29 protein-coding genes are annotated in these 25,882 nt (G+C 63.1%); 14 read left to right on the top strand and 15 right to left on the bottom strand.

All coding sequences use genetic code 11. The features are described 5' to 3' along the window. The first annotated feature begins 625 nt into the window (after positions 1 to 625). Positions 626 to 1,747: a hypothetical protein gene (locus tag LZC95_28195; GenBank protein ID WXA90331.1), complete on the top strand. Its 1,122-nt coding sequence runs from the start codon at positions 626 to 628 to the stop codon at positions 1,745 to 1,747. Between the two features lie 152 nt (positions 1,748 to 1,899). Here LZC95_28195 and LZC95_28190 read toward each other — a convergent pair whose 3' ends face one another. Then, positions 1,900 to 2,283 (bottom strand): hypothetical protein, encoded by a 384-nt coding sequence (locus tag LZC95_28190; GenBank protein ID WXA90330.1) that lies wholly within the window; start codon positions 2,281 to 2,283, stop codon positions 1,900 to 1,902. A 253-nt stretch (positions 2,284 to 2,536) separates the two neighbouring features. Continuing rightward, positions 2,537 to 3,556: an alpha/beta hydrolase gene (locus LZC95_28185; GenBank protein ID WXA90329.1), complete on the bottom strand. Its 1,020-nt coding sequence runs from the start codon at positions 3,554 to 3,556 to the stop codon at positions 2,537 to 2,539. A 76-nt stretch (positions 3,557 to 3,632) separates the two neighbouring features. Here LZC95_28185 and LZC95_28180 point away from each other — a divergent pair, with 76 nt between their 5' ends. Beyond that, positions 3,633 to 4,568, top strand: coding sequence for an alpha/beta hydrolase (locus LZC95_28180; GenBank protein ID WXA90328.1), 936 nt, complete (start codon positions 3,633 to 3,635; stop codon positions 4,566 to 4,568). On the opposite strand, the gene LZC95_28175 is transcribed toward LZC95_28180, so the two are convergent. The 5 genes from LZC95_28175 to LZC95_28155 all read right to left on the bottom strand — a co-directional run bounded on the left by LZC95_28175 (position 4,549) and on the right by LZC95_28155 (position 11,001). After that, the gene (locus LZC95_28175; GenBank protein ID WXA90327.1) at positions 4,549 to 5,421 is read right to left on the bottom strand and encodes a M12 family metallopeptidase; all 873 of its coding nucleotides are present in this window, start codon (positions 5,419 to 5,421) and stop codon (positions 4,549 to 4,551) included. The two genes, LZC95_28180 and LZC95_28175, sit on opposite strands and share 20 nt — an antisense overlap. Before the next feature lie 2,119 nt (positions 5,422 to 7,540). Further along, positions 7,541 to 8,197: an HAD-IA family hydrolase gene (locus LZC95_28170; protein ID WXA90326.1), complete on the bottom strand. Its 657-nt coding sequence runs from the start codon at positions 8,195 to 8,197 to the stop codon at positions 7,541 to 7,543. Next, positions 8,194 to 8,814, bottom strand: coding sequence for a PAS domain-containing protein (locus LZC95_28165; GenBank protein ID WXA90325.1), 621 nt, complete (start codon positions 8,812 to 8,814; stop codon positions 8,194 to 8,196). Before LZC95_28165 ends, LZC95_28170 begins: the two co-directional genes overlap by 4 nt. 43 nt (positions 8,815 to 8,857) lie before the next feature. After that, positions 8,858 to 10,003 (bottom strand): DSD1 family PLP-dependent enzyme, encoded by a 1,146-nt coding sequence (locus LZC95_28160; protein WXA90324.1) that lies wholly within the window; start codon positions 10,001 to 10,003, stop codon positions 8,858 to 8,860. An 11-nt stretch (positions 10,004 to 10,014) separates the two neighbouring features. Next, positions 10,015 to 11,001: an ornithine cyclodeaminase family protein gene (locus LZC95_28155; protein ID WXA90323.1), complete on the bottom strand. Its 987-nt coding sequence runs from the start codon at positions 10,999 to 11,001 to the stop codon at positions 10,015 to 10,017. A 237-nt stretch (positions 11,002 to 11,238) separates the two neighbouring features. On the opposite strand from LZC95_28155, the gene LZC95_28150 reads away from it, so the two are divergent. From LZC95_28150 to fabF, 5 genes are all read left to right on the top strand, one after another. Beyond that, entirely contained in the window at positions 11,239 to 11,655 is a 417-nt protein-coding gene (locus tag LZC95_28150) for a YjdF family protein (protein WXA90322.1), read from the top strand. A gap of 132 nt (positions 11,656 to 11,787) precedes the next feature. Continuing rightward, positions 11,788 to 11,985: a TetR/AcrR family transcriptional regulator gene (locus LZC95_28145; protein WXA90321.1), complete on the top strand. Its 198-nt coding sequence runs from the start codon at positions 11,788 to 11,790 to the stop codon at positions 11,983 to 11,985. Then, positions 11,982 to 12,215 carry a hypothetical protein gene (locus LZC95_28140; GenBank protein WXA90320.1) on the top strand — a complete coding sequence of 78 codons (234 nt, stop codon included), beginning with the start codon at positions 11,982 to 11,984 and terminating at the stop codon, positions 12,213 to 12,215. The genes LZC95_28145 and LZC95_28140 overlap by 4 nt, the downstream gene beginning before the upstream one ends. Positions 12,216 to 12,243: 28 nt before the next feature. After that, positions 12,244 to 12,786 (top strand): helix-turn-helix transcriptional regulator, encoded by a 543-nt coding sequence (locus LZC95_28135; GenBank protein WXA90319.1) that lies wholly within the window; start codon positions 12,244 to 12,246, stop codon positions 12,784 to 12,786. Positions 12,787 to 12,794: 8 nt separating this feature from the next. Further along, positions 12,795 to 14,048, top strand: a complete 1,254-nt coding sequence (fabF, locus tag LZC95_28130; protein ID WXA90318.1) for a beta-ketoacyl-ACP synthase II — start codon at positions 12,795 to 12,797, stop codon at positions 14,046 to 14,048. 349 nt (positions 14,049 to 14,397) lie between these two features. On the opposite strand, the gene LZC95_28125 is transcribed toward fabF, so the two are convergent. After that, positions 14,398 to 15,180: an NAD(P)H-dependent oxidoreductase gene (locus LZC95_28125; GenBank protein ID WXA90317.1), complete on the bottom strand. Its 783-nt coding sequence runs from the start codon at positions 15,178 to 15,180 to the stop codon at positions 14,398 to 14,400. A 110-nt stretch (positions 15,181 to 15,290) separates the two neighbouring features. On the opposite strand from LZC95_28125, the gene LZC95_28120 reads away from it, so the two are divergent. Both LZC95_28120 and LZC95_28115 read left to right on the top strand, forming a co-directional pair. Next, positions 15,291 to 16,229 carry a LysR substrate-binding domain-containing protein gene (locus LZC95_28120; GenBank protein ID WXA90316.1) on the top strand — a complete coding sequence of 313 codons (939 nt, stop codon included), beginning with the start codon at positions 15,291 to 15,293 and terminating at the stop codon, positions 16,227 to 16,229. Between the two features lie 92 nt (positions 16,230 to 16,321). Continuing rightward, positions 16,322 to 17,317 (top strand): aldo/keto reductase, encoded by a 996-nt coding sequence (locus LZC95_28115; GenBank protein WXA90315.1) that lies wholly within the window; start codon positions 16,322 to 16,324, stop codon positions 17,315 to 17,317. Here the strand turns inward: LZC95_28115 and LZC95_28110 are convergent. The 3 genes from LZC95_28110 to LZC95_28100 all read right to left on the bottom strand — a co-directional run bounded on the left by LZC95_28110 (position 17,296) and on the right by LZC95_28100 (position 19,093). Next, a complete protein-coding gene (locus tag LZC95_28110; GenBank protein ID WXA90314.1) occupies positions 17,296 to 17,724 on the bottom strand; it encodes a gamma-glutamylcyclotransferase in 429 nt (142 codons plus the stop codon). The genes LZC95_28115 and LZC95_28110 overlap by 22 nt on opposite strands. Before the next feature lie 173 nt (positions 17,725 to 17,897). Then, positions 17,898 to 18,080, bottom strand: a complete 183-nt coding sequence (locus LZC95_28105; GenBank protein ID WXA90313.1) for a helix-turn-helix domain-containing protein — start codon at positions 18,078 to 18,080, stop codon at positions 17,898 to 17,900. 92 nt (positions 18,081 to 18,172) lie between these two features. Further along, on the bottom strand, positions 18,173 to 19,093 hold the full coding sequence (locus LZC95_28100) for a LysR family transcriptional regulator (protein ID WXA90312.1): 921 nt from the start codon (positions 19,091 to 19,093) through the stop codon (positions 18,173 to 18,175). A 64-nt stretch (positions 19,094 to 19,157) separates the two neighbouring features. Between LZC95_28100 and LZC95_28095 the strand changes: the two genes are divergently transcribed. The 4 genes from LZC95_28095 to LZC95_28080 are packed head-to-tail and all read left to right on the top strand — an operon-like array spanning position 19,158 to position 21,437. Beyond that, entirely contained in the window at positions 19,158 to 20,045 is an 888-nt protein-coding gene (locus LZC95_28095; GenBank protein ID WXA90311.1) for an NAD(P)H-binding protein, read from the top strand. Positions 20,046 to 20,099: 54 nt separating this feature from the next. Next, positions 20,100 to 20,561, top strand: a complete 462-nt coding sequence (locus tag LZC95_28090) for a VOC family protein (GenBank protein ID WXA90310.1) — start codon at positions 20,100 to 20,102, stop codon at positions 20,559 to 20,561. Next, complete coding sequence (locus LZC95_28085; GenBank protein WXA90309.1) at positions 20,561 to 20,917, top strand: metalloregulator ArsR/SmtB family transcription factor; 357 nt, start codon at positions 20,561 to 20,563, stop codon at positions 20,915 to 20,917. Before LZC95_28090 ends, LZC95_28085 begins: the two co-directional genes overlap by 1 nt. Next, on the top strand, positions 20,907 to 21,437 hold the full coding sequence (locus LZC95_28080) for an SRPBCC domain-containing protein (protein ID WXA90308.1): 531 nt from the start codon (positions 20,907 to 20,909) through the stop codon (positions 21,435 to 21,437). The genes LZC95_28085 and LZC95_28080 overlap by 11 nt, the downstream gene beginning before the upstream one ends. Before the next feature lie 3 nt (positions 21,438 to 21,440). Here the strand turns inward: LZC95_28080 and LZC95_28075 are convergent, their stop codons facing one another. The 3 genes from LZC95_28075 to LZC95_28065 form a co-directional block, all read right to left on the bottom strand. Next, entirely contained in the window at positions 21,441 to 22,010 is a 570-nt protein-coding gene (locus LZC95_28075) for a hypothetical protein (GenBank protein ID WXA90307.1), read from the bottom strand. 89 nt (positions 22,011 to 22,099) lie between these two features. After that, entirely contained in the window at positions 22,100 to 22,909 is an 810-nt protein-coding gene (locus LZC95_28070) for an MBL fold metallo-hydrolase (GenBank protein ID WXA90306.1), read from the bottom strand. 14 nt (positions 22,910 to 22,923) lie between these two features. After that, on the bottom strand, positions 22,924 to 23,457 hold the full coding sequence (locus LZC95_28065) for an ester cyclase (protein ID WXA90305.1): 534 nt from the start codon (positions 23,455 to 23,457) through the stop codon (positions 22,924 to 22,926). 79 nt (positions 23,458 to 23,536) lie between these two features. Here LZC95_28065 and LZC95_28060 point away from each other — a divergent pair, with 79 nt between their 5' ends. Continuing rightward, positions 23,537 to 24,196, top strand: coding sequence for a TetR/AcrR family transcriptional regulator C-terminal domain-containing protein (locus LZC95_28060; protein ID WXA90304.1), 660 nt, complete (start codon positions 23,537 to 23,539; stop codon positions 24,194 to 24,196). Here LZC95_28060 and LZC95_28055 read toward each other — a convergent pair. Then, complete coding sequence (locus LZC95_28055; protein ID WXA90303.1) at positions 24,183 to 25,772, bottom strand: serine/threonine protein kinase; 1,590 nt, start codon at positions 25,770 to 25,772, stop codon at positions 24,183 to 24,185. The two genes, LZC95_28060 and LZC95_28055, sit on opposite strands and share 14 nt — an antisense overlap. Positions 25,773 to 25,882 lie beyond the last annotated feature (110 nt).

The following is a 25,882-nucleotide window of genomic DNA, read 5'->3' as shown; positions in this document are numbered from 1 at the left end:
CGCTTGCCCCGACATTCCGCTGGGGGCCGAATTGCTCTCCTGGGTTGCGGGGAAATAGCGCAAATTGGCGCGCGGTTTTGCGATGGCGCGCAAGTTGCTCGGGGGAAAGGGTTGGCGTGCGGGCCCCCTCCGTTTCCAACACGGCGAACGGCGTACGGGAGCTCACCGTGGAGCACCCGGTCGAGCGACAACGCGTATCTATTTGAGCGACGTGCAAGCCAAGTCGAACGCGTCAATGCCAACCACGGAGTGGCAGCGCGCTCGAGGGCGGTGCTCGTTCGAATGGGGTACGTCAAAGGGCAAACCTGGACGACAATGGTCGATCCCAGTGGCAAACACCGTGGCTCGTCTTGCAACCGCCGCGTCCCCGTTCTGGTCCTGGGTTGATGAATCCAATCCGCGGCACCAATGACACCTCGTGTACGAGGCTCGATTGCGCCAAGACCCGTACAATGCCGCCGCACGAAAAAGCCTACCCAGAAGAACATGATGTGGTCATTGTCGGCCCATCTCCACGAATAAAGCGCGGCTCGCTCAATGAGACGATAGGTCGTTTGCACATCCCATTCGAATTGCCATTTCCCGGGCGACACCGTGGTCGCGGGTCTCTTAGGATTGTGATGCCATGTCTCGTCCTTTTGCCATTTCATTCGTCCTAGTCGCGGCTCTCACCGCGAGTTGCAGTTCCTCCGAGTCGCGCGTGACCGATGGCTCATCGAGCACCGAGTCCGCGCTCGACACGCTCACACCCGCGCAGCGCGCGGGTCAACGCATCATTTATTCCTATCCCGGCCAGACGCCGCCACCGGCGCTGCTCGAACGTATTCGCGCAGGCGAAGCCGCTGGCGTCCATTTCTGGAGCGACAATGTTTCGAGTCCCTCGCAGATTCGTGACGTGATTGCGCAGCTGGTGCGCGCACAAGAGGAGAGTCCCATTCATGCGCCACTCCTGTTCATTACCGATCAGGAAGGTGGCACCGTTCGCGGATTGCCCGGCGCACCCGAAATCTCCGCAAAACGGATTGGTCAATCTCCGGACGCCGTTGCATTGGCGTGGAAGGCTGGCAGTGAAGCGGGGCAGAACCTGCACGACGTTGGGATGAACGTCAACCTCGCGCCCGTGCTCGATGTTTTTCGCGAGCCGGGCAACTTCATCGATCGCGCCGAACGCTCGTACAGCCAGGATCCTCACCTCGTTGGGTCGCTCGGCTCATCGTTCATCACCGCGGAGCAGCGGTTTGGTATCGCCGCCGGCGTAAAGCACTTTCCCGGCCTGGGGTCAGCCACGGCGACTCAGAATACCGACGAAGCGCCCGTGACACTCGAGGTACAGCGCGCCGATCTACGCCACGTGGACGAGGCACCGTATACCGCCGCGATCGCGGCCGGTGCCAAAGTGGTGATGCTCTCCTGGGCAATCTATCCAAGCTTGGATGCGCAACACCCGGCCGGTCTCTCGCCCGTCGTGCTGCAGCAGGAATTGCGCAAGCGGCTTGGTTTCAAAGGCGTGACCATCAGCGACACGCTCATTGCCGGGGCCCTGCAGCCGTTCGGCTCCGTCGGGCAGCGCAGCGTTTTGGCCGCCGATGCGGGGATCGACCTTCTCCTGTGCTCATTCGGTGACGTTGCCCAAGGCGATGAGGCGAAGAATGCACTCGCAGGGGCGCTTCAAAACGGCCAACTCGACAAGGCAGCATTCAACGCGGCCATTCGTCGCATAGCCACACTGCGCAATGACCTGAAGTAGAGGATTCTTCGTGCATCGCGTGCGCCGCGATCGCCGTCGCAGTTGAATGCGACGGCGAGAGCGGCCGCCGTGGTTCGAAAAGCGAACCGCGTTCATGTTCGCATAGGCATTCTGGCGCACCTCCGATGCGAGCAACTGCCGTACGTCGACGGTCAGCAGCTGTCCAGCCGATCGAAGGTGCCTGGCCATGCCCAGTTGACGACCTTCGTCTGATTGGGATCGATAGCGAAGCAATCGGAATCAGGCCCCGTGCGGATGATGACCTTTACCCTCTGCCGGTTTCCGCAATTGTTGTGCACATACAGACTTCGCTGGGCCAACATGCTTCTCTCGACGCAACCCGGCGCACCCGCCATCGCACTCATATCGGAGTCCTCGTCGGTTGCGGACGGAGCGATCTCGATGGTCGCAGTCTGCTCGGCCACCGCGTCGCTCGGTTCGTTCGCCGTCTCGCCCTGCTCGGCAGTGCAGCCCGCGATGATCGTGGCGCACGCCCCTCCAATGATGATGCCGAGAATCTTGCCATTCACTGTCATGTTTCCTCCTGTCGGTTCCCCGCGCGAAAGGCGGCCTATGTTCGCTACTCTACGTGCTCGATGTAGAGCTCATTTGACGGAGGTTCGAATTTCTCCTCGCTGAAATAGACTGGCGCCATGTGGTGCGAGCCACGTCGGCGTTTCGCTCCTTAGCGTCGAGTGCTAGGTGCTCATTGTCGATAAATGGGTATGGGCGACGGACGACGCGGTGGCCTTCCATCTGGGTGCGGCAGCCGCCGAGTCGTGAAAAATTCTATATTGCGTGGTCGTGCAGGAATCGCGTCATGGTGTCGACGAATTCACGCGGTGATTCGAAGTAGACGAAGTGCCCCGCGTCGAGCCAAACGAGCTCGCATCCCCAGGCGCGCGCAGCTTCGCGAATATTGGCCTCGCCGATGACATGACTCGCGCGCCCCGCGATGAGTAGGGAGGGGGCTCCGAATGGTGCTCGGACCTGTGGTAGCGAGCCATTGACGTAGCCTGCTTCGATGTACGGCTTTATGGCCTTCGGAGAAGTCATATTGAGCAAGTGCGAGTCGTCGTCTATGGCATTCATGCGCTTCTGGACGTCGGCCGACGCGAAGTGAAGCTTTCCTTGAAGAGGGTTTCGGCCAATAGTGCCATAGAGCTCTTGGACCTTTTGGATCGGCGTTCCTTCGCCGCGCACAATACGGTGAATGGCTTGCGCATGCTCCGGAAAATCGGATTCAGCAATGGATTCGGTATATGCGACTTGCTGCCGAAGTGCTGCTCCGATATCGGGGGTGGTGTCGGCCATGACGATGGCGCTCGTGCGTGCGGGAAAGCGGTGTGCGTATTCGGCTGCGACCAAGCCGCCAAAGGAGTGCCCGATGACCACGATTTTGGGGGCACCGACCGCTTCGCGAATGCGGTCGATGTCCTCGACGGTTTTCGTCATGCCGTAGTTCGAATCGGGCCCGTCGAATCCCGAGCGCCCGCAGCCGCGTTGGTCGACGTAGACGACGCGGTACCGAGATTCGAGCTCCTTGCCGGCACTCTGCTCGAACGCCAAGGAGTTGTAGCCCGGGCCGCCGTGAAGGAAGAGGAGGGTAGGCGCTCGAGGCGGGCCCGAAACTCTGTACCAAACCGAGACGCCATCGGGCATGGTCAGAAAGCCCCCGCCGAAGCGCAACCTGTCGGCACGCTCCCCCGCCGCCTCCGTCACCGAAGGACCGGATGCCGAGTTCGAAGAGGCCCCCGCACACGCAAGGCACACCCCCGCGAGAAATAGAGAAGCCCAGGCTCGTCTCATGGTGGGACGGAGGTGTACCATTATGGCGCGTTCCGCAACCCAGGAACATATCGCCGCGGCATGGTAAGGGCCTGGCATGCCTTTTGTTGCAATGCGGGACGGGCGGGGCCTCTATGTGCGGGTCGTGGGGCAGGGGACCCCCGTGGTCCTGTTGCCCGGTCTGGGCATGAACAGCATGCTCTGGCTGCCGTTCGTGCTGCCTTTTGCGCGTCGGTATCGCTTCATCCTGCCCGATTTTCGTGGATTTGGCCGCTCGTCGCACCTGGCGATCGAGCGCGATGACGTGTTCGAGAGCCACGCCATGGACGTGCACGACGTCATCGCGCACTTCCGCTTGCGCAATTTCCTCCTAGGCGGGATTTCGCTGGGCGGCACCACCGCCTTGCACATGAACCATCGCGCGGGACTGGCCGGTGTTCGGGCGTACCTCCACATCGAACAATCGCCCTGCGTTGGCAATCGCGAGGGATGGCGGCATGGCCTCTTCGGCGAAAGGCAGGACGCGTGCTTCGACGAGTTTCGCGTCTTTGCCGAGATTTTGGGCCGGTTCCCCAACGCGCGAGAGCTCGCCGATTTGCCCACCGTGGACCGGGTGCGCGCGGCCGAGTCCTTTGCCAGGATCGCGGCGTGGACCTTCGGGACACCTCGCATGGAGGCGCCCCTCCGGCGGTTCTTTTTGCTCCCTTCCTGGGTTGCGAGTCAGTTTCCCCTCTCGCTGCGCGATGCGCGCACGTACATCGCCGCGTACCTCGCAGGAGGGCATGATTACCGGCCATCGTTGAAGAACCTCGCAATGCCCGTCACGCTCATGATTGGCATGAAATCGACGCCGTATCCGTACGCGGGGCAGATGGCCATCGCGGAGGCGGCGCCGAATGTCCGTGTGGTGCGATTCGAACGATCGGGGCACCTGCCGCTTTTTGAGCAACCCAGGAAGTTCGTGCGCGAGCTTGGCCGCTTTCTTGCCGAGGGCTCGCGCGCCCCGTCGCGAGTTACGAATGGACGACTTTGACCGAGTAAGAGCCCGTTCCGCCAACTTCGTTGAAGTGGCGAACCTGCACGAAGTAGCGACCCGGCGCGAGGGTGGCGATGATCCGAGCGTTGAATCCGACGCCGCTGTCGTCATCTTCGGCGATGAGCGCGGTTTGGCTATTTGGTCCGAAAAGCTTCATCACCAAGTCGGTCGGCCCTCCCGTCTCGATGATGTAGCGCCCCTTCGTCTTTGCCGTGAATTGATAGACGTCCTCTTCGCCAGGCGCACCGATGGAGGCCGACTTGGCTGCGCCGTTGACATGGAGCTCGACGCTTTGCGCGGCGCTAGGAGGGTATGCCGCGGCACTTGCGATGAACGACTTGTCCAAGGCCGATAGCGTCTCGTTGGCCTTGGTGCCGACTCCGTTCTTGGTCCAACTCGCGGGAAAGAAGTAAAGCATGATCGAATCGGGGTCGAACTGCGTCCCCCGGATTTGGTCAGTGGCATACTTCTGGAGAACGTTGAAGTGCACCTGTTCTGGAGTCCAGTTGTTCGGCGGACCGCCGAGTTCGCGGATGACCACGTCTTCGTTCCACTCGATTCCGCCGGCCGGGTTCTGGTGCTCGTGCCCCAAGCCGATGGCGTGGCCGAATTCGTGTGCCGCGGTGCCCCCATCGAGGAATCCGAGGTTCATCGTCACTTCGTTTTGCGGGATTTTCTTGCAGTCCGTGCCAACCCAGGACCACGCGCCGTCGCTCGGATCGAACGAAATGCGAATTTCGGCATCTGGAGCGTTGCCAAACTCGAACTTGAGATTGGCGTGGCGCGTCCACCACAGTGCTTGTTCGCGCGCAATCGCCCGCTGGTTTTCCGTTCCGTCCAGGAAGCGCACTCGAAGAGTCGACCCGTTTACCCATAGTTTGCGGAATTCCAGCACGGCCCTTAGGGCACCACTGCGTAGGGCCAGCGTGCGTTGAGGCCTTGAGAGCTCCTGGGGCAGTACCCTGTCATGACATATCTTCGATATTGTGTTGCCCATCACCGACCTACCTTCTTCGTCATTGGAAAAACAACTTGCGTACCGGCCGCCCAAACGCGGAAATGATGCGCGTGCGACACGTTCCGCGGTTGCGTCCGCGCAACGTGAGATGTTGCAATGCGCAACCCGGGAGGTGCGCGCACTCCCGGTGGATTCAACCTCGTCACCCGGGACGGCGTTGCAATAGCTCGAATGGAGTACACGCAGCTGAGCTGGACTCGGGCTTCGAGCCCCAACTCGATGGGAACACCGGTTGCCGCGTCGGAAGGCGCGCTTCCATGAGGGCACCTGGGTTGCGGAACAGCGTGGGACGAATTTCGCGGAAGTTCGTGCATCCGGCGACTGCGAGTTCCCGCGCACAACGGCGGCATGCCCCATGCGTTGAGCAGGCGCATGTCTCGACGAAGAACGTTTTTCCTCGGCGTAGGGTTCCTGAGTTGCTTATCCGTCGCGCACACCTCCTGGGCTACTCGAAAGGCAGCACCTCCGAGCGAGGGCTTGTCGCAGGCCATGATCCAACAGACGGTGCGCGCAAAGTTTCCTGAGTTGCGCCAGTGCTATGAGGATATGGACGACCAGCCGCCCATGCGTGTCGACATGCACTTTGTCATACGAGCGGACGGCAAGGTAGCTACCGGCCACGTGGAGTCCGACGTACGTCCCGCGATCGTCCCGTGCATTGCGCGCACGATGTTTTCCTTGATCTTCCCGCGTCCACGAGGTGGTGACGTCTCCGTCGTCTATTCGGTTGACTTCGCGCCATAGTTCTTGTGCGTGGCGGGGGAGGGCGCGGGATGGGCGGACAGTGAGCAAGCCGCTCCCGAGTTGAGATCCGCGTGCCTCACCATTATGGGTAGAGCTAGGTGGCCGGGACAGGTGGCTGACTGTCCGGGACAGGCAGCGAAGTGCAGAAGCATCGAGAATTACGCGAGTTCGCAATGGCCTCGAACCTGCTGACGAGCGGATTCGTGACAATCGCACGACAAGTAGTCGAAGGCCGGACCTATTTGCTCACTCGCCGCTGTACCCAGAGGCAGTATCTGCTACGCCCCGATCGGTTCGTAGAGGAGGCGTACGAGTACTGCTTGGGGGAGGCTGCCGAGCGATTTGGTATTACGTTGCACGGTTGGGTCGCAATGAGCAATCACGAGCACGTGCTCGTGCGTGATAACCGAGCCAACTTCCCGGAGTTCCTCGCGCATTTTCACAAGATGGTCGCAAAGGTGATGAACACGTACCGTGGTCGATGGGAAAATCTTTGGGCGACCGAACAGCCAAACGCGGTCCATTTGGTTACTCCAAGCGATGCCTTCGAGAAGCTCGTCTATTTGCTTGCAAATCCAGTATCGAGCGATCTCGTCGACCGCATTGCGGACTGGCCTGGAGCATCCTCGTACAGCCTTCACCTCAGGAATCGGGCAAAAACCGTCAAGCGCCCGCGCATCTTCTTCCGTGCGGACGGGACAATGCCGGAGGAGGTTACGCTCAAGCCGGAACCACTCGAAGGCTACGAAGGCCTGAGTGAGGACGCTTGGAGGAACCAGATTGCAAAGGCGGTGCAAGCGGCGGAGGAACTCGCCCGGAAAAAGCGCCTTAGGAACGGCCGCCGTGTGCTCGGACGCAAGAATGTCTTGAGGATGTCACCTACCGACTCTCCGCCCACGGTCGAGGCTCGGCGCAATCTAAGACCGTATATCGCATGCCGCGACCGAGAACGCCGCACGCGTGAGCTCTTGGCTCTTCGTGCGTTTCGCTTGGCGCATCGTAGCGCGCGATTGCGCTTTCAGCGTGGCGAGGTTGGTGTCGAGTTCCCGATAGGTACCTACTGGATGCTGCGCTTTCGTTCGCACTTCGCGGCGGAGGCGGCGCCAGACACCTCTCACATAAAAGCGCCGCAATCCATCGGATTTGCATGTTGCACGACGGTAACTCGAGACGCGAGTTGCGTTCGACCTAACGGTACATGGCATTGTCAACGCGGGACCGATTGGGCTGCGCCGTGTGCATTCACCCATGTGGCGAGGCCCGTGAGGTCGCGTGCCTCGACGTCGGGGGCAGGGGCGTCGTGCGGCAACGGGAGACCGACCCTATTATGCCAATAGGTTGGCAAACCTACGGCGGTGGTGCCGAATAGGTCATAGCCAGATCCCGCAACGAAGAGCGCGTGCGTCGCCGATACACCGAGCTGCTTCAGCGCGAGCTCGTATGGGCGAGGGTGCGGCTTGTAGTAACCTGCTTCTTCGGCGGTAACGATAACTTGCCAGTCTACGGGAATGCACTTGGCGGCGAGCCGGCCCAATCGCGTCGAGCAATTCGTGACGATGCCCAGGGGATGGCTCGTCGCGAGTGCAAGAACAGCTTCCGTCGCCCCACTCCAGGGTTGGAGGTCGGGCCAGCCGAATTCCAGGCGATCGGCCGCTCCTGGGTTGAGGCCGATATCTCTCCCCGCCTCTCGCACCAGCTCCTCGTAGGGACGGTAGGGACCGCAGGCGTAAGTGAGCTCGAGGTAGCGTGCACGCCATCGGCGGCCAGCGGCTTCGTTGCCGGCGGCCTGATTCCAGGCTGTCCATGAGTCGAGCAGCGCCGTCAATAAGTCGAATAAGATGGCTTTGCCGGTGGGGGGCCTCACTTGGCGTCGCCATAGATGGTGGCGCGGGAGACTCCCATGTGTGCAGCCGCGATGTTGGCGCCTCGACGAACCTCCAGAAGGCCTTCCTTTTTTAGTTCTTGTACAAGCTGTTTTCTGTCCATTGCGCTCAGCGAGCGCACCGTAGTTGCTCTCGATGCCGCAAATTCGTCGATCCTTGCATGAATACGTTCCGCCGGGGTTCGATCCAGGTGTTCGTGGATTCGGCCGTCATCGATTCGCGTAAACTGCGAAATCGCGCTCTGAAAGCTTTGAAAAAGTGTCAGGTCGACGTTGATGCATAGGGCGGCGACATACGCGCCGCTATCGTCCTTGATACCGATTGATGTGCTCTTCACCTTTCGGCCATCCGAGAACGTGTTCGCGTAGTTGGAGAAGCGCGCGGGAAACCCCGGATCGCGAATGCGCGCCAAGCCCAGCTCGGTAGCTGGCTCTCCTATGCCGCGACCGCTCAGATTGTTGTAAATTCCGTGAATCGCGTTTCCTGGGTTGCGCAGATCGTGAACAACCACCTCGCAGAATGGGGCGAACGTCTCGGCTAACCCCTCGGCGATATTTTGCAGTGTGTCCAACAGCAGCTTATTCGCCTTTTTCTTCATTCTCTCAAGCTCCGGGGTTGAGGACCGCGCCCGCACCGATGACTCACCAACCGTGCAACCGGCTCCACCGGGTAAGTCCGTGTCCGTCAAGCGCGTGGTACTCGGGGAATTGCGCTCCCGTTGCGCAGGCGTGATTGGGCAAAATGCGAAGCCGGCTACCGAGAGGAAATCGCGCAACGATATCCGCGTCACGCTCCCCCTCGCGCCACACGATCCCGTGCTCCTGATTTGCGCCGCGCAAGGCGTAACCCAGGAGCGGCGTTCCGTCCACGCTGCAAACCTGTCCGTACCCGAAGTCGCGTTTTTGCTTCTCGGTGCCTCGGTCGCGGCTCATGGCCATCCAGCCCGCGTCGACGATGGCCCATCCCTTGTCGACTTGGTGCCCGATGACCGTCGTCAGCACGCTGAGCGCAATATCGTCCAGGGTACAGACACCGATGTTGTGCATCACCAAATCGAAGAAAACATAGACGCCGGCCCGTACTTCCGTCACCCGATCGAGGCAGCCGGCAGATAGCGCCGTTGGGGTCGAACCTACGCTCACCACGGGGCAAGGAAGCCCGTCCGCACGAAGGCGCTCGGCGGCCAGCACGCAACCGGCGCGCTCCTGCTCTGCCATGGCGGCCAGCTCCCCCGGCGTATCGAGATCGTAGCTCGATCCCGCGTGAGTCATCACCCCGCCGAGCCGCGCACCACCATCGCGCAACATACGCGCTACCTCGAGCAGCGCGCCGCTTTCGGGCTCGATCCCCGATCGATGCCCGTCGGTGTCGATCTCGATCCACACCTCGAACGCTTCGCCCTGCGCACGGCCAAATTCGGCAATGGCCGACGCGGAAGCGACGCTATCGGTAATCACCTTCAAATCGCACCCGCGCCGTCGCAGCGCCCAGACCTGCGGCAGCTTGGTGGGAACGATTCCCACGGCATACAGAATATCGTCGATGCCGTCTGCGTGAAACTGCGCCGCTTCTTTGAGTGTCGACACGGTGATGCCTCGCCCCCCTGCGGCGAGCTGCGCACGCACCACGGGTGTGCACTTGCTCGTCTTTACGTGCGGCCGAAAACGAACGCCGAAACCATCTACGCAGCGTTGCATCCGCTCGATGTTGCGATGCATGCGGCTCACATCGATCACGGCTGCCGGCGTGTCGAGTTCGGCGAGATAGGAGGAATCCAGATTCGTCATGGTATATCCAATCACCAAGGCCAGGCGACGACGGTACCCGTGTCCGTTGCCTCGGCACGCTCGCACACGACACGAGCCACCGTGAGATCTTGCAACGCGAGCCCCGTCATATCGAACAAAGTGACATCCTCGGCCCTGCGATGGAAAGTCTCCTTTCCGCTCAACAAATCACCGAATTCCATGCAGTCCGCGTCCGTTGCCCATTGCATCTCGCCGATCTGGCGCGCTTGCGCGCGATCGTCGACGAACAGGCGAACGCGCTGCAGGGCACCTTCGGGAAGCTCGCGCTTGCCCTTCGTGTCGGCCCCGACGCAATTGAAGTGCGTCCCCGGACGTATGGCCGCCACGTCGAACAGAGCGGTCCGACCCGGAGTTGCCGTGATCACGATATCGCTTTCCGAGACGGCTGCACTGCCCGCTTGCGTGTGTTCGATATCGCATCGGCCTGCGAATCGAGCCTCGAACTTCGCATCTCGCGATCCATCCGCGCGCACGTATCGAACGAGATGCAGCGAAGGGCATAGGCGCAGCGCGAACTCCACCTGAATGTGCGCCTGCGTCCCCGTGCCAAAGACACAGAGCCGCGTGCTTTCCCGGCGCGCGAGCTCCTGCAGCGCGAGCCCTCCGGCCGCGCCCGTGCGCATCGTGGTGATGGCGTTTCCATCGATGATGCAGAGGGGCCGGCCCGTCGCCGGATCGAACAGCGCAATGGTGGCTTGATGCGGCTCGCCGCCGTGTGCACGATTGTTGGGCCAAAATCCAGCCGCCTTGAATCCGAGGAGTCCCTGGGCCGCGACGTCTCCCGACTTGATCCCAAACACGCCGCCCGTGGCGAGCGCCTCCCGCACCACGGGGAAAACGCGCCCCTCCCTGCGACTGTGCAGCACGAAGGCTTCACGCACCGCCTGCAGCGCGTCCTCGTGCGAGAGCAGCGCCCGCACCTGCTCCCCGTCGACCAAACGCAGGAATTGGTGCTTGGACGACGCCGTGGACTGCATTTTGTTCATACTGTCTACAACTGGACGAAATGTCAAATGACGCAAACTCACCGGGGTTGACGCTCGCGAGGCCGCGTGTCAGATTCCGCCGCGGTACGTCGGTCGAAAAACGACAGGCCGGTATGGTGAGGCCGGCCAGCCCAACGGTGGGCTTCGGTATCCTCGATTCATCGAGGAACCCGCGATCGGATCGTCCGCAAGGCACCCGTGTGCGCTGAGCGGACTCCGGAGGTCGCGATGCGTGGCAAATTCACCGTGTTTTACGAGGCACCATTTTGGGTCGGCGTCGCCGAACGAGAGGACGACGACGGCCTCTCCATCGCTCGCGTGGTCTTTGGCGCGGAGCCGACCGGCGCGGAGCTGCGCGACTGGGCGCTTCAAGGCTTCCGGCGGATGCAGTTCCGTCGTGGCGCCTTTTGCCCTGACGACGTGAACGAGTCGCGACCGCGAAATCCCAAAAGAGCGCAGCGGGAGGCCTCCCGCGCCAGCTCCGAGCGCGGGATCTCGACGCGCGCCCAGGATGCCTTGAAAGCCGCCCTCGAGGCGAACGCCGTCGAACGGGAGGTCCTTTCGCGCGAAGCGCGCTTACGCGAGGCGGAGCGCCGCTGGGACCTTCGCGTCGCCCGCCGGAAAGAAAAGCACCGCGGACATTGATTCTGGCTTCCGCACGAGGGCGCCGTGCACACCCGCCACTGCGACGTATGCAATATACACATGGCATCGACCGCGCGATGACTCCTCCTGGCTGCTCGGCGCCTGCTGGAAGAGGGGCCGAGCGCGGTCAGCATGCGTCGCGTCGCCGATGCCGCGGGGCTTACGGCCATGGCGATCTACCGCCACTACCGCGATCGCGCGGCGCTGCTGAATGCGGTGGCGAACGACGGCTTCGAGGAGCTTGCAGCCACGATTGCCCGCAAGCGCCTCACCGGCGACTTCGAGCAACGCCTCATCAAGCTCGCGGAGATGTACCTCGACCGGCCATGATCAGCCCTGCGCTGTATGACCTCATGTTTCTGGCCAAGCGTGACGGCGCCCGCCGGTATCCGCGCGACTTCAAAGCCAGCCGCTCGCCGACGGCCAACCTCGCCGTACGTATGCTCGAAGAAGGCATGGCGGACGGCCACTTCGTCAAAGATGACGCGTGGGAGGTCTTCTTCGAAATCAGCGCGCTATCGCACGGTTTCAACCCCACGGCGAAGATGTCACTTGCATGATGATAGTGACGATGATATTCGACGGGATATGCAGCGGACGTCCTTTGCGGAGATGGAGTGCCCGATTGCCAGGGCCGTCGACGAAATCGGCGAAGGGTGGTGCCTGCTCGTGCTGCGCGAGGCCTTCAAGGGTGCGCGTTGCTTTGCCGAATTCGAGGAGCGGCTCGGAATTCCACCGAGTACGCTGACCCGCCGCCTCGCAGGGCTTTGCGAATGCGGGATTTTGCAGCGGCGAAGCTATCAAAGCCGACCTCCGCGCGACGAGTACGAGCTCACCGAGAAGGGGGCGGAGCTCTTGCCCGTGCTTCTCTTGCTCGGTGAATGGGGCAACCGTTGGCTTGCTCCGGGCGGTGCGCTCATCGTTCCGGTCGAGCCGAAGACGGGGGCGCGCATCGAGCCGGTGCTCGTCGATCGCGCGACGTCCAAGCCCATTCGGGCCGGAGCCGTGGGGCTCGGTGCGGGGCCAGGGGCGAGCAAGCAACTCCGGACGTCGCTCCGCGCACCAGTGCGGCTCGCAAGTGCACCGGAGGCGATGTCCAGCACGTCGTCCGGGTCGGATCCGGGGACATAGGAGCCACCATGGGAAATTCCTCACGCGAACGGGTCGTTGTCACGGGAATGGGGGTCGTTACACCACTCGGACACGATGTGGCCTCGACGTGGTCGTCACTCATTGCCGGGCGCAGTGGCGCGGCGCCCATCGCGCTCTTCGATGCATCCTCCTTTGCGGTTCGCTTTGCCTGCGAAGTGAAGGGGTGGGATCCCGCTCCGTTCATCGAGCGAAAGAAGCTCAAGGAGCTCGACCGATTTTCCGAGTTCGCGATGGCGGCGGCGAAGATGGCCATCGATGATGCGTCGCTCTCCCTGGCCGAGCATGAAGAGGAACGTGCGGGCTGCTTCATTGGCGTCGGACTCGGTGGGCTTTCGGCGCTCGAAACGGCGGCGAAGACGCTCCTCGAAAAAGGCCCGTCGAAACTTAGTCCGTATACGATACCGCGCATCATCGCCAATCTGGCTGCCGGCCAAGTCTCCATTGCGCATCGCTTGCGTGGACCGAGCTTCGCCACGACGAGCGCCTGCGCAACCGGGGCGCACGCCATCGGAGAGGCCGCCGAGTGGATTCGCCGCGGGGCCGCTGATGTGATGGTGGCCGGCGGGGCCGAATCGACCATCACGCCCATCGGCATTGGCGGCTTTCAAGCGATGCACGCACTTTCCCGGCGCAATGACGCACCGGAGCGTGCGAGTCGGCCCTTCGATTGCGCCCGCGACGGGTTCGTCTGCGGCGAAGGCGGTGGTGTCGTCGTCCTCGAGTCCCTCACGCGTGCGCGGCGCCGCGGCGCCCGGATTTACGCCGAGCTCACTGGCTACGGAGCCTCCAGTGACGCGTTTCACATTACCGGGCCTGCGGCCGAAGGCGAGGGCTGCCAGCGCGCCATGCGCATGGCCCTCGACGACGCGGGGTTGCCGGCGGACGCGATTGAGCATCTCAATGCGCACGCCACGTCCACGTCGGTGGGCGACAAGGCCGAGAGCGATGGTGTTCTTCACGTGTTCGGGGCGCATGCTCGGGATGGGAAGCTTGCGGTCAGCGCCACGAAGAGCATGACCGGGCATCTTTTGGGGGCCGCGGGCGCCGTGGAAGCGATCTTCACGGTGCTCGCAATCCGCGAAGGAGTGATCCCGCCGACCATCAATGTGGATGCGCAGGATCCCGAGTGCCCCATCGACGTGGTGCCCAATGTCGCCCGCAAGCGCGCCGTGCGCCACGCCATGTCGAACGGCTTCGGCTTCGGCGGCACGAACGCAACCTTGGTATTCTCTCGTTTCTAACTGCCCCAAGCTGCCGGCACAGATCGTCCCGCCCAGGCACAATCGGGCGCCGCGCTCCTCTCCTGGGTTGCGTGATCTGGCGCGATCTGCAGCACGATCCGCCCGCCGCCGCTCCTGGGTTGCGGCGCGCAGGCCATTTTAAGCCGCCACCGCCGCTGAAACCTCCGCGATGAGAAGGTCGACGAAGGCTCGCGCGAAGCGGCGTGCTGGCATGAGTCGCGTCAATGTGGCGGTGCCCGCGGTTCACTGGGGGCGACGCCGCGCATCAGCTCAGCCCGGCATAAGCAACCCAGGAGAGCCGACGGCGCCCATTCCAGCGGCGGCCGCCATTGTTTCCTCTGGGTCCCGGTCACGTGCGCGGTGCCTCGATGTGAGCTCGCAACCCCGACTGCCCGCTGGCCACGTGGTTCGCGAGCATGTGCCGGTCGGGATAGTCCCCGCCGTTCTGCGGCCGGAAGGGAATGGGCGCGTCTTCGAACAGCCGCTCGAGACGTGTGCGCCAACCCTCTTTCGCCTCTTCGACGGCGGCCTCGGTCATTCGGCCGCTGCCATAAACTGCATGTGTCGGCAGCACCTCCATTCCGGCAAAAAAGAGCATCCCGTGCGTGATGGGAAACAGCAATTCCTCGAGTGGCCCATTGATCCCGCGGGGCCCATAGTCCTCCGCCGGCCCGCCGACGATGACCGACAACAGGGCCCGCTTGCCCTTCAATCCACCATCGCCATAGCGATAGCGATTGCCTTCGCCCTTGTACCCATATGCCAATCCATAGGCAAACACCCGGTCCACCCAGCCCTTGAGAATGGCGGGCATCCCGAACCACCAAAGCGGAAACTGCAAAATCAACGCATCTGCGGCGAGCAGCTTTTCCTGTTCCGCCGTCACATCTGCCGTCTGTTGCCCCGTCGAATAGGCATGTCCCGACTCCTCGATGAACGACAGCCGCCGCCGATTGAGGCGCGCTGGAAAATCATGTTCATCGAATACCGCCTTCCAGTGCATGCCATACAAATCCGACGACGAGACCTGATGCCCCCCTTTCTCCAGCGTCTGCCGCGTCACCTGGACGAGCTGGTGGGTCAACGACGTGGGCTCGGGGTGCGCGTGAACGATCAGCACATTCTTTTTCACGGTTTCATCTTCCTTCGAAAAAAAGTCGACCTGTCTGCTTCCAGTCATGAAGCTTGGGCCCAACGAAGCTATTCGTGAAACCATATAAGTTCTTGGCTACTATCCACCTGGTGGATACCAAGCGACTCGATCTCAACCTGCTCGTCACGCTCGAGGCGTTGCTCGTGGAGCAGAATGTGACGAAGGCGGCTGCTCGCCTGCACCTCAGTCAACCCGCGGTCAGTGCTCAATTGAGTCGCCTGCGGGACGTTTTCGAGGACCCTCTCCTCATTCCCGCCCACCGCGGCATGACGCCCACGGCCCGAGGGCTCGAATTGCTCGACCCTTTGCGCCACGCGCTGGATCAAGTGCGCGCCATCGTCGCCACCGAAAGGACCTTCCACCCGGCGAAGGCGAAGCTCACCATCACCATCGCGTGCACCGACTACGTGCAGGCCGCCGTGGTGATGCCCCTGGTCATGGATCTCCGTCGAAAGGCGCCCGGTGTGCGTGTGGCCGTGCGCCACCTCGATCTAGACCAGTTGGAGGCGCAGATGGCGCGGGGCGATGTCGATTTGGCGCTGATGACGCCGCAAGTCGCTCCGCCCAGCCTTCGCACACGGCACCTGTTCGACGAGCGTTACGTGCTCATCGGACGGCGGAATCACCCGGGGCTCCGACACGGCATCACACTCGATGAATTCGCCCGGTTGGAGCACGTGATCGTCTCCTTGCGCGGGGGTGCCTTCGTCACACCCGTGGACGATACGTTGACGGCGCTGGGGCGTAGTCGCCATGTGGTCTTCTCGGCAGCATCCTTCCTCTTCGTTCCGGAAATCGTCGCCCAATCGGACTTCGTCGCGCTGGTACCGGAGCGCCTCGTGCGCGATCGCATCGACAGGCTGAAAATCGTCGAGTTCCCGCCGGCCGAAGGCTTCGCCGTTGGCATGGTGTGGCACGAGCGCACTCAAGGACACACGGGCCATCGCTGGATCCGCGATGCCATCATCGCCGTGGTCAACGGTCGTACCCAAGCACGCCGTCCCCGCGGCCGCGCACGTCCATCATGAAGATTTCCTAAATACCCCCTTTGCGTTTCACCCATGTATCAGGACGGGGCTTGCGCCCTATCTTCCTGGCCATTGCATCGAAGGAGAGCAACATGCAAAAGCGAAAACTGGGAAAAAGCGGCCTCGAGGTCTCCGCCATCGGACTCGGCTGCATGGGCATGAGCTATGGCTTTGGCCCGCCTCCCGACAAGCAGGAGATGATCGCGCTTCTCCGCACCGCGGTGGGTCGTGGGGTTACCTTCTTCGACACCGCCGAGATTTACGGCCCCTTCACGAACGAAGAGCTGGTGGGCGAAGCGCTCGCTCCCTTCCGAGGGCGGGTGGTCATTGCCACCAAGTTCGGATTCTCCCCCAAACTGGAAGGGACCGCGCGCTTCACTCAGGTCAATAGCCGGCCCGACAACATTCGTGCTGTCGCCGAAGCCTCGCTCCGCAGGCTCAAAGTCGATGCCATCGACCTCTTCTACCAGCACCGCGTCGATCCGGCGGTTCCCATCGAGGACGTCGCCGGGACGGTGAAGGATCTCATTCAGCAGGGGAAGGTCAAACACTTCGGTCTCTCGGAGGCCGGCGCCCAGACGATCCGTCGCGCGCATGCCGTCCAGCCCGTCGCGGCCCTTCAGAGCGAGTACTCGTTGTGGACGCGGGATCCGGAGGCGGAGGTGCTCCCCACGCTCGAAGAGTTGGGCATCGGGTTCGTTCCGTTCTCGCCGCTCGGCAGGGGCTTTCTCACCGGGACGGTGAACCAAGCGACGAAGTTCGAAAGCAACGATATCCGCGCAGGCTTTCCGCGTTTTACGCCCGAGGCTCTCGAAGCGAATCAGGCGCTGGTCGATGTGCTCGGCCGCATCGCGCAGGGAAAGAACGCCACCGCGGCGCAAATCGCACTGGCGTGGCTCCTTGCGCAGAAGCCGTGGATGGTCCCCATTCCAGGCACTACGAAGTTGACCCGCCTGACGGAAAATCTTGGCGCGGCCTCCATCGAGCTCGGCGCGGACGATTTGCACGAGATCGATGCGGCCCTCTCCAACATCGAGGTGCACGGCGCTCGTTATCCCGAACACCTTCAGCGGCTGGTCAATCGCTGAGCGTTCTGCCGGTGGGCGCGCCAGTCACCCGATGCGATAAGCGGAAATCCCGCGGCGATCTCGCGCGCGAGCAGGTACGCTTCGGCGCACTGCCCATCGTCGAGCGTGATGTGTTCGCGGTGGTACTCGTCACCCTCGAAGGCATCGAGTGCGGCGAGGGTGTGCGCATCCACCTCATACAGCTCGCCCGCCACGGACGTATCACCGCCCGCCACCAGGCCGGGATACACTCCGAGATCATGCAGCCGAAAACCCCGCTCCGTGCGCGCCGGCCCGACGAAGCGCGCATCGCGAAGCCACCAGGAATTCGGCTGCCCGGAGAGCAAGGTCCCGTAAACCAGGAGCCTGGTCGTGCCCGTACCGTCCGCCGATTCCATCACGGCCGTGGCGCGCTCGACATAGCTCATGGTGCGTGCCCGATATCATATCTGAACGGCGACGATGAAAACGAGTGCTCGTATTCCTTTCGAACGACGGGACGGATTTTCTGATCAACGTTGATGCCCGCCATTCCGATGAGAACTGCGAAAACAACGAGGGCGCGCTTCACGAGCCGTCATCCTAGCACCACGTCACCGCATCAGGAGGGCCGTGCCGCCTTTTGAACATCGAATCGCGGCGACGCTCCAAATTGCCGTGCGTACTCGCGACTGAATTGCGACAGGCTCGAGTAGCCGACGCGGAGGCCCGCCGTCGTCACATCGATCCCCTCCATCCGCAAGGCGCGTCGCGCTTCGACGATGAGGACGGAAGCATCGTGCATCGTTTGCTAGGAATCTACCATTGCTCGATGCATCCAGTTTTCATTTGCAGGATTGTACAACTCCTTCGCAGAAACGGAGCCGTTCCCCCGCATCATGCCCCGCGGCTTGGATCGGTGGCCGGCAGCTCGGTCAACAAATGATCGATGCACGTACGGACGGCCGCGGTCATCGAGCGGTGGGCGCGATAGAGAAGATAGACGCCGCCGGTCTCACCCTCGTACCCTGGAAGGACGCGTGTGAGGCGCTTCGTGCGCACGTCCTCTGCGCAGAGTATCTCGGGGATCATCGCGATGCCGACGCCGGCCAGTGCCGCGCGGTGGGCGGCGGAGAATTCACTGACGTAGAGCCGTGGCGCGAAGGTGATCCTTCGCTTGCGGCGCCCGCGGCCGAGGGTCCACGTTGCAAAGCCGTCGCGCGCGCGGGTGGCAATGCAATCGTGCCGCGCAAGGTCCTTCGTACGCCGCGGCTTGCCGCGTGCCTCGAGGTAACGCGGGCTCGCGTACAGGAGCTTGCGCGTGGAGCGCCATAGTTCGCGCGCGACGAAGTCGGCGCTATCGACCTTTCCCGTGACCATCGCAATGTCGAATCCTTCGGCGAGCAGGTCGAGGCGCCGGTCGTCGAGCTCCAGGTCGATCGATACGCCAGGGTACTTTGCAAGATACACGTGAATGACCTTCGACACGGCGGCGCCGAGTACGAGCGGGGCGAGGACACGAACGCGTCCGCGCGGCTCCTTTCGTAGCTCCCGGACGAAGTCGGTTCCTTGCCACACGTCATCGACGGCGCGTTCCGCATGCGCGAAGTAAGCACGTCCCGCGTCGGTGAGGCGAAGGTTGCGCGTGGTGCGCTCGAGAAGACGAATCCCGAGCACCGACTCGAGCCGCGCGATGCGTCGACTCACCGTGGATCCGGGGACGCCGCGTTCGCGCGCAGCCGCGGCGAAGCTGCGCGTCTGGACGACGCGCACGAACAGCGCCACGTCGTTGAGGTCCAAGTTGATTCGTGCATCCATGATAGCAATGGCTTTCCGTATAGCGTACTAGTGCACCGCCATCGACGACGCTACCCATGGGGGCATGAAAAACATCGTCGTTACTGGCGCTACGGGAAACATCGGCAGCCGCGTCGTGCTCGAGCTTGCCGCGCGCAACCATGGCCAACACGGCAATCATGGAAACGTGATTGCCTTCGTGCGCGATCCACTCAAGGCATCGCCGCTCGCCGCGGCCGGAGCGGTCCTCCGGCGCGGTACCTTGGAGGATAGCGCATCGCTCCAGGCGGGCTTTGCCGGCGCCGATACGGTGGTCCTCATCACCGCCGGGGCGACCGCGGCGGAGCAAGCGAAAACGGCCATCGACACCGCGTGCGCTGTGGGGGTTCGCAAAATCGTTCGCGTCTCCTCGCTCAAAGCGAGCGTCGACGGTCCAACGGATCCCACCCGTCAAGACGGCCGCACCGAGAACCATCTCCGCGAGTGTGGCCTCACCCACGTGATCCTCCGCGGGCATTGCTTCATGCAAAACATCCTCAAGGGCATTCGAAGCATCCGCGACGAGGGAAAGCTGTACTTCGGCTCCGGCTCGGGGAAAATCGGCATGATCGACGCGCGCGACATCGCCGACGCTGCCGTCGTCGCTTCGATCCGCGAAACCTGGGACGGCGGAACCTTCGAGCTGACCGGCCCCGCCGCCATCGATTTCGAAACCGTCGCCGCCGCCATCGCGTCGGAGCTCGGCCGCGACGTTGGCTACGTTCCCATTTCACCGGAGGCCGCCGGCGAAGCCGCCCGCAGATTCGGCACCGACGCATGGACCGCCTCCGTCCTCACCGAATATTGCGCAGCCTACGCCAAGGGTTGGGGCGATTTTACGACACCCAATCTCGCGAACATGACGGGCCACGCGCCGCGTTCCATCACCGACTTCGCCCGCGAGGTACTCGTCCCGGCCATCCACACGATGTAGGGCTGGATGACGGCGCTTGACATATTAGAAATATCTAATATGTTGCCTTCTACAATGAACAACCCCTCTGTCATCCCCCATCTCACCGTTGACGGCGCGCGGGCCGCGATTGCCTTTTACGAGAATGCCTTCGGCTTCAAGGTCACGCGTTTGCAGGAGACGCCCGACAAGGCCAAAATCGTTCACTGTTCCATGGAGAACGAGCGTGGTGGCGTGGTCATGCTTTGCGACGCGTTTCCCGAGATGCACCAGGGCGCCAAGCAAACGCCCGAAGCGCTCGGCGGGACGCCGGTCACCATTCATCTCGACCTGTCCGACGTCGACGCCGTCTGGGCGCGTGCGCTGAAGGCCGGAGCGTCGGTGGCGATGCCCTTGCAGGACATGTTCTGGGGTGCGCGTTACGGCATCGTGACCGATCCGTTCGGGCATCGATGGTCGCTGGCCACGGAAAAGGCCACCCCCACCGAAGAACAACTCGACGAAGGAGCGCAGAAGTACTTTCCTAAGAAACCCTAATGGACCGATCGACCCAGGAGCACGATGCGACATTTCGAGCCGTCTCGGACATCACGCGCCGGCGCATTCTCGATTCGCTGGCGGGCGGCAACAAAAACGTGTCCGAGCTGTGCGCACTCTTCGATGTGACGCAGTCGGCGGTATCGCAGCATCTCAAGGTGCTTCGCGATGCCGGGTTGGTGCGAACCATCCGCGAAGGTCGCATGATTTACTACGAATTGGATCCGCAGCCCATGCGGGCGGTATTCGACTGGGTCGCCTATTACGAAACCTTTTGGACGAGCAAACTCGATGCGCTCGGGCGGACGCTCGATCGCGAGGCTGCCAAGCGACGGCGCGGGAACCATGAAGCGTAGCCTCCAGCTCGAGCGCATTTACCCTCACCCTCGTGCGCTGGTGTGGAGTGCACTCTCCGATCCGGAATTGCTTGCGACATGGCTCATGCCCAACGATTTCGTCGCCGAGATTGGGCACGAGTTCACCTTTCGCACCGACCCAGGGCCCGGCTTCGACGGCATCGTGCATTGCAAGGTCGTCGACATGGAACTCGAGCGCTTGATGCGCTGGTCGTGGCGAGGAGGATCCATCGACACCACGGTGACCTTTCGCCTGGAAGATGCGATTCTCTACGCGCGGCCGGCAACGCGCCTCGTGCTGGAGCACACGGGATTCGACGGGCTCCCGGCCGTGCTGACCTCGTTCATCCTTGGTGCGGGTTGGGGCGCCATGCTGCGAAAGAAGTTCCCCCTCGTGTTGGATCTCGTGGCACGTGGGAAAACGCCCGAGCCTACCGGTGGCCCGAAGGCGAATCGGCGTGCCCTGTGGTGGTGGCTGTCGAAGTTGTTCGCCCCCATCTTGCGCCGAAGCGCGAAATAGCGCCTATTCCACTGCGGGTGCCACGGCCGCGGGAAGGACGGTCACGACCGGGGCGATGTCGACGACGAGTGGCGCGCCGAAGCGAATGACCAACGTGGGGATGAGGCCCAACTCGACGGTCATGCCCCGCGGTGCCATTCCCGCAAATTGAATATTGTTCTGCAATCGCTGCGCACGCGAAAGGCATTTGACCAGAACGACGGCCAATTTGTTTTCGGCATTGGCCGCCAGCAGCTCTTGAACGGCCTCGTCGCTCAGCGGGTGAACCGCGTCGAAATCGGCGTGCACCTGCGGCGGCAGGCCCAGGGTGACCGACACGCCCTGCAGCGTGTAACCCGCCTTGCGAACGATGGGCAGCGCGGAATTGAAATCGCGCATGGTGTCTTTGACCTTGGCCACGGCGCCTTCCAGAAGCTCGACACCCTTTTGGGTCGCCGAGTCCTTCAGCGCCGTCGCCTTGGCCGAAGCTTGTTCTTTGAGCTCACCGGCCTTCGCCGCCACATCGTTCTTCACTTCGGCGGCCTTCATGCTGGCCGAGCTCGTGGCTTCCTTTGCCTTGTCGAAGATTCCCATGACGTGTCTCCCCCGCATCGTGCGCCATCCGTGCGCACCTCGATGCTGCGTCATCGTACACCTCGGCAAGCGCGTGCACGAGGCCGCGTTTACCTGAGCCGCGTTCGATCTTCGGTGCCCAGGGCCTGGGTGAGAAGCGCCGGATCGTGGGCGCTCACGAGTAGCAATTCGGGATCGGTCCGATGCAGCTCCGCAAGTCGCTCGTGATTCGAGCGGACGCGTGCCCAGTCGTGGGCCACGAACCACTCTTGGACGGTCAAAACCAGCGGTTCGCGCCCAATGCCTGCGACGATGCTTCGGTCGTAGAAGGCGTCGCCGGCGTGCAGGATCGTCCGACGACGCGGGTGGTCTGCGTCAATGGCAACGGCGGCGTGGCCGCGCGTGTGGCCTGGCAACGGGATGAGCACGATGGCGTCGTCGATCTCGGTCAGGCATTTGGCCGAGGCGAAACCACGCCACACATCGCCGCCGGCCCCGTGGGGCACCATCTTTGGACCGTGCGTCCACTGCGCGGGGCGGTATCGCGCGCGTTCCAGTGATGACCATCGGTTCGAGGCGGCGGCCCACTCGTCCGCCGTCGTGTGGATGCGGGCCCACGGGAAATCCGACAAGCCGCCGACGTGGTCCGAATCGAAGTGCGTGAGCACGATATCGCGCACGTCGGCCGGATCGAATCCGCGTTGCCGCACCTGCTCGATGGCCGTCTCCGCGGGATCGAGCAACGGCCGCGTCACGTGACGATAGAAGCCAATGCGTCCCGCCGGATCGGCAATATCCGCCGAACCGAACCCGGTATCGACGAGCGCGAGCCCGTTGCGTGTTTCCAGCAGCAGCACATGGCACACGAGCGGCGCGCCGGGCATCCGCATCGAGCCGCAATTGAGGTGATGAACGCGCATGTTTCGTTGATCAGCTAGAGCAGCCTCGGATCGGGCTCCCGCGTCATGGCGGCAAGCCCGCGCAGCGCCCGGACGAGCTTGGGCCAGTTGCGCGGATCCTTGAGGCTCAGGCCGCGGAGCAGTTGTTTCAACATGGTCAAGCTATCGAAGTACACGCGCTCGCAGACGAGCGTCTCGTTCGCGTCGAAGACGAAAAACGCGTTCATCCGCACGCGGAACCGTTGCCCCGTGGGCGGAATGCCTCCGAGCGGTCCCTGGTGCGTGCCCATCAGCCAGAACTCGACGATGACCGCGTCGGCGCTGTGGCGCAATGCGATGATCTCATGGTGCTGATCGGGAAAGGCTGCGCGCGTGTCGCGGTAATAGCGGCGCACGTTGGCATCGCCGTCGTGCACGGTCATCGTCGCGATGAGTTCGTAATGCGGGTGAGGGAAGGTGGCGAGAACATCGTCCCACCGCTGCGCCACCTCACCGTGGAAATGATCGAGGACGAGCTTCTCGCGTGCGCGGAGCACGTCGGCGCTGGGCATGTCGAAGCGTTCGGGCATGAATTAATCCACGGTGTGGGTTTTATGGAAACTTTACCCACAGTGTGGATTTCTGCAAGGCCAAATGCATCATGCGGCCATGACAAAGCCGCCCCGTCGAGGCCGACCGCCGAAAGGTGCCGAACCGCTTTCCCGCGAGGCCATTCTCAAGGCCGCCTTGGCGGTGATCGACGCGGAGGGCATCGAGGCGGTGAGCATGCGAAGCGTGGCGCGGGAGATGGGGGTCGATGCGAAAAGCCTCTATCACCACGTCGACGGTAAAGATGGACTGCTCGACGCGGTGGCGGAGCACGTACTGGCGGGCATTCGCATCCCCAAGCCCACGGGCTCCTTGGCCGACGATCTGCGGGCCATCGCGCGTGCATTTCGGCGTGCGACGCTGGCCCATCGGCATGCGGCCGCGTTGGTGCTCACGCGCCAGCTCGCGTCGTTGGAGGCGCTTCGGCCGGTGGAGGCGGTGATGTCCGTACTTCTCCGCGCCGGCTATTCGCCCGACGAGTCGGTGCATCTGCTGCGCGCGCTCCTAGCGACGGTGGTGGGCACGCTGCTTCGCGAGGTCCACGCCGGGCCCGCGTTTGGCGTGCGCGATCTCGAGGGCATCGCGCGCCGTCGAAAGACATTGGAAACCGCGGGCCTTCCCGCGCTGGCCGAGAGCGCAGCATTCCTCGCACGCTGCGATCACGACGAGGAGTTCGACTTCGCCGTCGATCTGATGATCCAGGCCGTTACCACCAGGTGATGTGGTAGATGCAGCGATCGTCGCCGTTTTTGCGGCATGGGCCCGTCGCGTGCTCGACCAGCGAGTGAGGCTCGAAGCGGCGCACGATTCCAAATAAGCAGCCACGCTCCCAATCGCAGGCATACGGATAATCGGATTCGATGGCCACGAGGTTGGCGCCCGGCTCGCCGCGGTATTGGAAATGGCCGAGCGGCTCGTCCGGCCCGGCGGGATCGCCGAGCGGTTTGCCATCCTTGCGGTGCCGCATGCGGAAGGCAGGATCGAGGTCCTGGAGCGCCGAATGAATGTCGCGCACCGACGTCGAAAGATCGTGGTACTGGGTGACCAGTTTGACGAGCTCCATCGTCTTGGTGGAGCCGAGTGCCGCCGCAACTTCGCGCGTGACCGCGGCATACGTTGCAACGGGCCACCACGTTTGCGGGTGGGGGACGAATTTTCCATCGCTCGCGAATTCGCCGAGGCCATGTTTGGCTAGGATCGTGTGGACCGCGGCGGGCATCAGCCGGAACGCGCTCAGCAGATCGCCGACATCGCACTCGAATCCGGCGAGATCGCGTTCCGGCGCGCGCTTTGGCTTGGCTGGTGCAGCGGGTTCCCCTTCCGAGCGGAGCGTGGCCTTGACGTGGGTTGCCTCGACCTCGCGCAGCAACTCGGTGGCGATGGCGCTGCGAATGTCGGGTGCGGCGGCGGCCACCGACTTGCCCAGCACGTCCTCGAAGGCCTCGAGCAGTGCATCGCGCATTTCACGTGCGGTACGCCATCGCGCCTCGGGATCGAAGGCGAGCGCCTTGTCGACGAACCGTGCGATCGACGGCGGTAGATTCGGCGATACCTCGCCCAGCGAGCGCGCACGCCGCGTGGCCGCCGCGGCGAGTTGTTCGGGCGCGCTGTCCGCCGCATGGACGAATTCGCCCGAGAGCAAGGTGAAGATCGTCGCCCCGACGGCCCAGCAATCGCTATGGGGTCCGATGTCGCCGATTCGGCCGAGTGCTTGCTCCGGAGGCATGAACGCGGGGGTGCCGATCATGCTTCCCACGAGGCTCGCGGTGCCGGTGCCATCGACGCGCCGTGCAATTCCGAAATCGAGCACGCGGATTTCGCCCGTCGCCAGGACGAACAGGTTCTCCGGTTTGATGTCGCGATGCACCAGCCCCCGCATGTGGGCGCTCGCGAGCACGTCGAGCGCATCGGCCACCAAGACGCCGACCTCACCGGTTGCGAGCCGCTTGCCCGCCCGCTCCCAGCGCGCGCGCAGGGTTTCCCCGCGAAGGAGCGGCATGACCAAGAAGGCGCAGCCGTCGTCGTCGAAGTCCTGGCCGAGCACGGGCACCGCACCCGGGTGGCCTACTTGGTTGGCCAGGTAGGCCTCGCGCACGAACAATTCGCGCACGGCTGCATCATCGAGAAAGCGCTCGAGCATGAACTTGAGCGCGACCTGATGTCCATCGGGGTGGGTGGCCGCATAAACCGCCGCCATGCCGCCCATCCCCACGAGACGCTCGATGCGATAGCCTCGAACCGTCGTTCCGATGCGCGACAGAACGCGCTCGGAGCTGGATGGACGCGGGAATGCCATGTTGCCGTGCCCCACACGATGCTGCGTAGGGTGCACCTACGTCAAGCCACCCGGTGCGACGCCAGCGAGGTCAACGATGCATGTTTCTCTCGCCGGGCTTGACGGTTCCA

It is taken from the genome of Sorangiineae bacterium MSr12523 (assembly GCA_037157775.1).
Classification (GTDB): domain Bacteria; phylum Myxococcota_A; class Polyangia; order Polyangiales; family Polyangiaceae; genus Pendulispora; species Pendulispora brunnea.
The sequence above is the reverse complement of the archived record's forward strand: the minus strand, read 5'-3'. Positions and strand labels throughout refer to the sequence as shown.